The following is an 8,566-nucleotide window of genomic DNA, read 5'->3' on the forward strand; positions in this document are numbered from 1 at the left end:
TCTGTCATTTCTGTTACTGTAAGAGAATAACCGGATGATCCTTTAATACCAACTTGATTTAACTGGCAGCTTTGCACTTGTTTCAAAACTTCTATAGGAGATATTGAATGTTGAGCCCTCTTAAGCATCATCTCCATCGTATTTACCAGTAGGTAGGCCAGAATGCAAACCGTGACATGAGCTTTGACTCGCTCGGGACGAGTTAAATGGATTGGCCTTAATGCCAACAGGGATTTCATTTCCCGAAACGCCTCTTCTATTTTGTTCTTTTCTCTGTATCTTTGAATGATTTCAGTTTGAGGAATCGTCGTGTCGTTAGTAATGAAGCAAGTTATACCATCCAATCGTCTAATTTCCGTTTCCCCAGTCTTATCAATCATCGCAGATAACTGAAAAGAATGGGCTATTCGTATTGAGCCGTCTTTTTTAGACACTTTAACCTCAATAGGCGTAACGGTTACCTTCATCAATGACTTGAGTTTTCTTTTGGAGATTATTTTTTGCACATCTCGCTCGACAGCTTCCTTTTGACGGGATTTCTTAGCAAGAGCTAGTTTGGCGTTTTGTTCGGCAATCCAAGCCATAGTCTTTGCGATCCGTCTCTCTCGTGTAGCAATATCTTCAAAAAGCCGGGTAACATCAAATGAGAAAATGAACCGTCGTTGTCCGATCCGGCCTTCCCGGGTATAAAAGAACTGATTATCGTCGGTTGGGACGAATTCATGAAGAGCTAGGATCTGTTCATAATCGTTTTTCGAGACAGGTTTCGGAACAAACTCTTGGAATAACGGATGGCAGGCTATTTCATCTTTGTCCATAGCAGACAGATAGGTAAGTCCCTGTGCCTCAAGTAAATCCAGATGATCACCGGATACCATACCGCGATCAAAGACAAGATGACACGTTTTTAAACCGAATCGCTGTTTAAGATCGTTAACCACACCAGGTAAGGTGGTGATGTCCTGAGTATTTCCTTCAAGCACTTTCCAATAAAATGGTGAACCCTGCGGGGTAACCATAAGAGCAATGACGATTTGCTCCAGGTCGGGTCGATGGTCACGGGAATACCCCAGTTTAGCAATCACGCATTGGCTGCCTTCCATATACGTAGAAGTAATGTCATAGAAAAATCCTTCCCCAACAGTAGGATCAAGACGCTGAAGCTGAGTATAGAGATGAGTTTGTAAAGCGCTTTCCTGTTTGTTAAGGGAATCCAATTCCCGGTATACGGCGAAATCATCAGGTATGTTGGGAGACCCAAACACTGCTGGTAGCACGGTACTCTGCATCCACTCCACGACGTGGATTTTACTAAGTGGCTCAATACAGCGATTGAGTACCATAGCCTCGATCAATAAGCCATCAGAGAAAAACTTCTGTAACTGAAACGTTTCCCAAAGGGAATGCAGCAAAATGATGGGCAGAAACAACCAATGCCTTGTGACTACAATATCGGAACTTTTGGCTAAAGCCAGTTCTGAATCCTGTTGTGCTTTAATGATTAATCTCATTCGTTCGGCATCAGCTTCAGACAAGACACCAAGGTTCTGGATGAGGCGGTGCTTGGGTTTCCCGTCTTTATCCCTATAAGAAGCGACGATTTTATAGTAATTGTAGGTCTTACCTTCTTGCTTTATGGTAACTTTTTTCAGAAACATTGTAGCCCTCCAATTCGAATATGTTAGGACTACAATTAGTATACCATACAACACGGTCAATTCATAGGATTATCAGTATATTTTATCCATATATTTAGGACTACGACGTTGGGGTCAGTGCCCTGGAAGCCTTGGTATATAAGGAATTGGCAAAAAATGTCGCCAAACTTGGGTTAAATGTAAAAATAAATTGCAATTCGGGTTAGCGCTTACTCTTGATTTATTTCTTGTTATTTTTTATACTAAGGTTAGGTAGTTTCAAGGAAATGTGTTAGAATATTCAAAATAATATGTATTGTGAGGGTTAGAACTTGGCAGTTACCATTTACGATATTGCACGAGAAGCGAACGTTTCTATAGCAACTGTGTCCAAAGTGATTAATAATAGCGGTAGAATAAGCTCTCCAACACGCGACAGGGTTCATAAAGTCATAGATGAATTGGACTACCGCCCCAATCTACTGGCTTCTGCAATGACTAGTAAGCGCACCTATACTGCCGGTATATTAATACCCGATATTGGCAACCCTTTTTATCCTGATGTTATTCGCGGTGTCGAAGACTTCGCACGCCAAAATAACTATAGCGTTCTGCTTTGTAATACTGATGACAACCTTGAAAAACAGTTGGAATATGTAGAGTTATTGAAACAAAAGTCCGTCGATGGAATAATAGTTGCAGCCGTTGCAGCCTCACCAGAAAGATTAATTGAGACTTTAGGAGATAGCTTGCCCACGGTGGTTTTGGCAAGGCGGATTAAGGATCCTAACCAGCAAATTACGTTTCCAAGCGTTGTTGTTGATAACTTTCGGGGGGGCTATCTTGCGACAAAACATTTGATAGAAAATGGACATAGTAAAATATCCCTGTTAGGGGAGTCTCTACATATTGAGTCTTCCCAAGAACGTATGCGTGGATGTATTCAAGCGCTGGAAGAACACTTTTTAGCGTTGCACAGTGTAGAATTTTGTACCCGTAATCTAGGATTTGAAGGTGGTTATAACGCTACAATAAATTTGTTAAAAAAAACATCCCCCCCTACCGCCATTTTTGCTGATACTGACTTATTAGCCTTCGGCGGCATGAAAGCAGCTAAAGAATTAGGATATAGGGTTCCTGACGACATTTCGTTTATCGGATTTGATAATACTGCTTTATGTACCATTGTTGACCCTCCGCTGTCATCAATAGCTCAGCCAATGTACGAATTGGGACAAAGAACAATGGAAATATTAATTGGCAAAATCTCTGGGTTGTCCGTACCCGAACTGACAGTCTTAGACATATCTTTAGTGGAAAGACAATCTGTGAAAAGGATTACCGATGTTTAGAAGCCATAAATTAGTTAAGCGGTTAACTAGTATGTTAAGAGATCTTGTTCGGGTTCAAAAAATCATATTGAGCTCTTAAAACCAAAGAAGTTGTACCTCGTAAAGAAAAGTCTGAAACCTTTTTAGGTAGCTAGTCATTTCTTTTCTTTATAATGTGCTTTCTAGAAATCAAAAAAACTACCATGCACGCAGTGTGGTAGTTTTTTTGATTTAGCTATATTATTTCAAGTTTTTGTTTTCTTCGACCAAAGTCCTTAAATTCGGACGAATGTAGCTGTTGGTATTTCTTGGGCCCAACTCCGAAATACTTCTTAAATAACCTAGTAAACTGAGGACAGCCGCCAATACCCACTTGACATGCAGTTTCACTGACACTGAATTGCTTCTTAAGGTGATGTGCAGCCAGCACCATTTTTTTTTCATTGATATAATCAACAATAGTCCGATTAAGGTATTTCTTAAACAGATATTGGAGGGTTCGCTCGGATACATTTAGTTGTCTAGCCACCTCACTGACAGTAATCTTATTATTCAGATTATGGTCAATATAGTCTAATGCAGCTTCAAAAGTATTTGGAGAATGTAACTGACCTTTTAACAGTCTCTCACTTTTAACAGCTAGTAAATCAATACTTTCTAATATTAGGCTCTTCAACGCTTGTTCAATGCCATACCCCCGGCTTTTTTTCGCAGAGTAATAGGTATCTATGAATAAAAAATATGCAAACATCTGCTTTTGAGCGACAGTAATAACTTTATGCCCGCTTAAAAAAGACTCAATCGACTGGTCCTGTATTGATTTAGGCGATAAATTGTTATCGGTTTCAATTTGAATTAAGAAATAAATTAGCTGGAGATCCTGTAACTTACTTACGCTGATTTCGTGAATAACTTCCGAGTCGGCTACAAAAATGTCTCCTTGTTTGACCTTATAAACATTATTACCATATGAAAAGTTACCTTCTCCTGAGGTAACAATACATAATTCATAGCAATCATGAAAATGAGGCTGATTTGAAATTTGCATGAGATTAAAATCGCATAGATATCCAATTTTACAAGATACTGTGTACTTTCCAAAAGACTCATTTACCTGCATACCATTAATGGGACTGGAGGAAAAATTATAATTTTTATCCATCGCTGCTACCTCCTTTATTTATAGTTTTTAAAATATGGCTTAGTTAAACTCTAGTGTTGATTTTGCCCAAGATAATTAATAATGCTCTCAGGCGACCCTGAATTCTGACAAACGCAAAGATTTGTAGGTTTCCCTAACCCGAAATAGACAGGCAGTGAAAAGCATTTCCTTGAGGTTGGCTTGAGTTTTCTCAAAGCCTTTAGCATCTAAGAACTTGAACCATGCTAAATAGTTATCCAGATACTTGCTGGCTACGCCACAAAAATGCTCCATCCAATCCTTAAGACGTTTGTGAAAGCTATTTACGTTCTGGATGTGGTAGATTCCTTTCTTGACATGCTCTTCGGTACTTTTAATACGATAATGCTCCAAGCCATTCTCCCTAGCAAAAATCGAGTAAGACCGCCAAGCATCGGAACAAAGAATATTTGATTCCGAAACCTTTGAACCAATGAGTTTATCCACTTGCTTTTTGCTGATTCGACCTCGGCAAGATACTTTAGAAACGGTGTTCTTATCATGGTCACGAGCAACCAATACGCAGACTTGTTCGTGACTGATGCCTCGAAATTTAGCAACCCCACCCCGTTTTCTAGGCTTGCGATAGGTGATTCCACGTTTCCCTTTCTCTGAATAGAGAAAATAGGTTTCGTCAGCCTCCAAGATTCCCTTGAATGAAGGAATATCCATCTGGCGTAGGGCAGTTAACAACTTGTGTCGCCAGTAAAACAAGGTTACGTGGGAAACGTCCAAAATCTCTGCTGATTTACGAAGTGGAAGTCCCTGGAGCATACAGTCAATAAAGTGAATCCACTTATTCGGATAGCGAGTTCTTGCTAAAGGAGTGGCCGTTAAGTCGCTAAAAGTCTTGGAACAGTCCTTACATCGATACCGTTGACGACCCTTGAACTTGCCAAACCGAACAACATGGGAACCTCTACAATGAGGGCAAGTAAAGCCTTCGCTAAACTTCTTTTCACGGAGTTCGCTAATCAGTCTAGCATTGCCTTGGGTCGAGTTGCTCTGCATATTTTGTATTTTAAGGACAAGTCGTTCCGTTTCGTCGTAGCTTAAACGAGAGATAAGCTCAATTATCGAGCCAAAGAGTGTTCCGTCCATGAATAGAGTCCTCCTTAAATAGGTTCCTAACTCTATTGTAAGACATGGCTTGGACATAAGTATCAAATATCAAGATCACTCTTTAACTAAGCCTAAAATATTAATCGCTTTTTCGTTTTTAATCAATTTATTTTCGTATTAAATCATTTATTGGCAGTTGCCTTCAATTATACTACAATTATACTACAAGCATCAATCAAGTTTTGGAGGTGTAAAAAGATGAATTACCGTGAACAAATTCTTGCAACACTAAATCACAAGGAACCTGAGCATGTTGCCATTGATCTGGGGTCTACTTCTAGTTCGAGTATCTCGGCAATTGCTTACAGCAACTTAATTAATTATTTGGACCTGCCCGTCAAACAAAACCTCGTATATGATGTAGTTCAGCAAGTTACACAGCCGGATATGTATGTACTGGATCTATTTAAGGTGGGCGTCGTAGATATCGGAAGAGCTTTTAATACTGAAAAAACTGATTGGCATGATGTGACCCTGAGTAATGGAGAGACCGCCCAATACCCCAAATGGTTCCACCCTGAGCTTCAAGCTGATGGAAATTATTTTGCTTTTAATGAAAACAGGGAATGCTTAGCCAGAATGCCCGTGGGAGCAACCTTTTTTGATCAAATGCTCTTTCCCTATATCGATAATTACCCTGACAATTTTAAAGAACTGCCGAAGGATATGGAGAAAGTTCTTTGGGCGGCTTTTCCACCGAGTCCTTTTGACCACATAAATGAACCGGATTTCTGGCAAAGGTTGAGAGAAAAGGCGATTTACCTTAGAGAAAATTCTGGCCGGGCCGTTATGATTGCCGCTGGGTGCAACCTATTTGAATGGGGAACATATCTAAGGCGTATGGATAACTTCCTCATGGATATAGCAGTTGAACCCGAACAGGTTGAGAAATTCCTTGATGCCCTTATGGAAATACATCTTGCCACCCTTGATAAAATATGTACCGCTGTAGGTGATGTTGTAGACATTGTTAGACTATGTGATGATCTAGGCACCGATACCGGCCCCTTCATGCATCCGGATACCTATAGAAGGATCTTTAAACCACGGCATAAGATTTTATGTGACTATATTAAGAAACATAGCAATATGAAAGTTTTCATTCATTCCTGTGGTTCCATCTACAAGCTAATGCCTGACTTGATTGAAGCCGGTTTTGAAATCTTTAATCCAGTGCAAACGGTCTGCCGCGATATGGATGCAGCACGGTTAAAAAAGGAATTTGGGAAAGATGTTGTTTTCTGGGGCGGCGGCTGTGATACAAGAACAGTTTTAAACCACGGTACCCCTGAGCAAGTGAGAGAGCATGTAAAGCGAAATATTGAAATTTTTGCTCCGGGAGGAGGATTTGTTTTCAATACAGTCCACAATATTATGCCAGATGTTCCGCCAGAAAACATTCTTGCTATGTTTGAAACCGTAAATCAATATTAGAATATTAGCCTCGAAAAATATCCGCAATAACACATCTTAAGGGTAGAAATTTTTTATAAGAAAATAGAGTTCAGGTAATTATTAATAGAGGTTGTTACAAAATAACAAAAAACATTTAACTGGCGAACAGACGTACTTGAATTCTTACGTTTTAGCGGCTTCAGAACCTCTCTCAGAATGTGCACTAGATAAGAAATCGAGACGTTGAGAAAGACCTACTCAAAAAAGTGTATAAACATCCCTTGGTCCCAAAATGGGGTATAGGTAATAAATTCCGATGACGTATTTGCCATTTATGCGGCTTGAATGAGTATCGTCTTACGGTCGTAAATGGCTTGTTCCGCAAGTCGCCTTAGTTCTTGATTCCGTCCTTTTGGAACGAAGTTTTCTTTGGCATGATGTATCATACCAAGGATTAATCGGCTCAAATCGGTCAGTCGAAGATAGGTATCTACTCGTTTTTGTCCACGTACAGTTAGCTTTTTGTGATGTAATACTCTATCAAGCAAATTGGCTTCTAAGGCGAAATTCAGTTCAACTTGCTTTCTGAAAGTGATAAAGGCCTCTGCTAATTTGGATCCTTGTGCTATTGGACCGAAAAATTGAGGGTTTTCCTCAAACGAAAATTCAAAGCGTCTGTCACAAGTCCCCCAGCGCAAGCAAGAGTTACAATGGGTTGCATCTCCCACATATTCTACGGTCATTGTTTCGGCGTCAAATCCGTCATACCCTGCTAGGTGTCCTTCCGAACACAGTATCCGTCCTAATTCATCGCAGACTTCTGGGCGGATCATATCTTTTTTTACTTCGGTAAATACTGCAGTACGGTATTTCTTAAGTGCTTCAATCTTATCTTGCCCCCCAATATAAGCCATGTCTGCTGCCATATGTGGCAGATGGAGATCCAATTCTTTCATGCGTTCCAGACAGGGTAGCAGCATATTGCTATCCGAGGTTTTGGCATGAACCACTACAGAGCCTAATGGCATCGGTCCTTGCGAACTACCACAGATGACCGTATTTTTTCGATATCCAATAAAATACTTGTTTTGATTGACTTTGATCCGTTGTCTGCCTACTTTAGCATCGTTATCAGAAAAACGGGGCGGACAGGTACATTTTTCAGGAGTCTTGCAGGTGCATTCCTTTTTGAATCCGCCTACGGCTGCGAAGATAGGACGCGAATCTAACGCCGTGATCATGAGGTTCAAAAAGCCTTCCATCTTTACTGCTTGACTTAAAAAAGGCTTGGAAAGTTCATTGATCGTATCGTCACTTATACTCAAAAGTGCGCGAAACCGACTTAGAGCTGCGTGACTCGGTACCTTAGTGCCTGTAATACAGAGGAAATTACGATAGTCTTGATGCTTGGCTTTCGACAACTCTTTGCACATTTGACGAAATGAGATGAATTCTGGTCGCGTGAAGTAAAGAATATGCATGCGAAACAATATAACTGGGTCCCAAGGTTTACGTCCACGTGGATCAACAATTAGGCGAGGAAATAGGTTCCTAATTTGATCGTCTTTTATAAAAGTTATGTAATCAATGAGGTCCTCATCAAACCAAGTGTGCTATAATAGAGGGGTGAGAATATGTCTAGTTGAATCAAGTTTTACACCTCTTCCTTGTGCGTTAATTTGGCTTGTCACCTTATTTTACCGCACAAATGGTTAGAGGTGTAATTATTTTTACCGAACTGTCGTTTGGGCCGTTAATGTTTTTTGTAACAGACTCTAATAGGGCTAATTCAATTTGTGGAGGAATAAGTAATGTCAATTCTAAATGACTTGCAAGAAGCAGTAATCGAAGGTAAGGCACCTCTTGTTAAAGAATGTACAGAAAAGGCGATTTCCGAAGGA

General features: G+C 40.1%; 6 protein-coding genes. 2 read left to right on the forward strand and 4 right to left on the reverse strand.

The features are described 5' to 3' along the window. Positions 1–1,658: IS1634 family transposase (locus UF75_RS23320; RefSeq protein WP_045576918.1), on the reverse strand; the 1,658-nt coding region annotated here is incomplete at its 3' end. 311 nt (positions 1,659–1,969) lie between these two features. On the opposite strand from UF75_RS23320, the gene UF75_RS23325 reads away from it, so the two are divergent. Beyond that, entirely contained in the window at positions 1,970–2,989 is a 1,020-nt protein-coding gene (locus tag UF75_RS23325) for a LacI family DNA-binding transcriptional regulator (RefSeq protein WP_045576919.1), read from the forward strand. A 214-nt stretch (positions 2,990–3,203) separates the two neighbouring features. Here UF75_RS23325 and UF75_RS23330 read toward each other — a convergent pair whose 3' ends face one another. Both UF75_RS23330 and UF75_RS23335 read right to left on the reverse strand, forming a co-directional pair. Next, positions 3,204–4,130 (reverse strand): AraC family transcriptional regulator, encoded by a 927-nt coding sequence (locus UF75_RS23330; RefSeq protein ID WP_045576920.1) that lies wholly within the window; start codon positions 4,128–4,130, stop codon positions 3,204–3,206. A gap of 87 nt (positions 4,131–4,217) precedes the next feature. Next, a complete protein-coding gene (locus tag UF75_RS23335) occupies positions 4,218–5,249 on the reverse strand; it encodes an IS1595-like element ISDess1 family transposase (protein ID WP_045576921.1) in 1,032 nt (343 codons plus the stop codon). Positions 5,250–5,468: 219 nt separating this feature from the next. On the opposite strand from UF75_RS23335, the gene UF75_RS23340 reads away from it, so the two are divergent. Further along, positions 5,469–6,704 (forward strand): uroporphyrinogen decarboxylase family protein, encoded by a 1,236-nt coding sequence (locus UF75_RS23340; RefSeq protein WP_045576922.1) that lies wholly within the window; start codon positions 5,469–5,471, stop codon positions 6,702–6,704. Positions 6,705–6,997: 293 nt separating this feature from the next. On the opposite strand, the gene UF75_RS23345 is transcribed toward UF75_RS23340, so the two are convergent. Next, positions 6,998–8,254, reverse strand: a complete 1,257-nt coding sequence (locus tag UF75_RS23345) for a transposase (protein ID WP_082075310.1) — start codon at positions 8,252–8,254, stop codon at positions 6,998–7,000. Positions 8,255–8,566: the final 312 nt, after the last annotated feature.

This window comes from Desulfosporosinus sp. I2 (genome assembly GCF_000960765.1).
GTDB lineage: Bacteria > Bacillota > Desulfitobacteriia > Desulfitobacteriales > Desulfitobacteriaceae > Desulfosporosinus.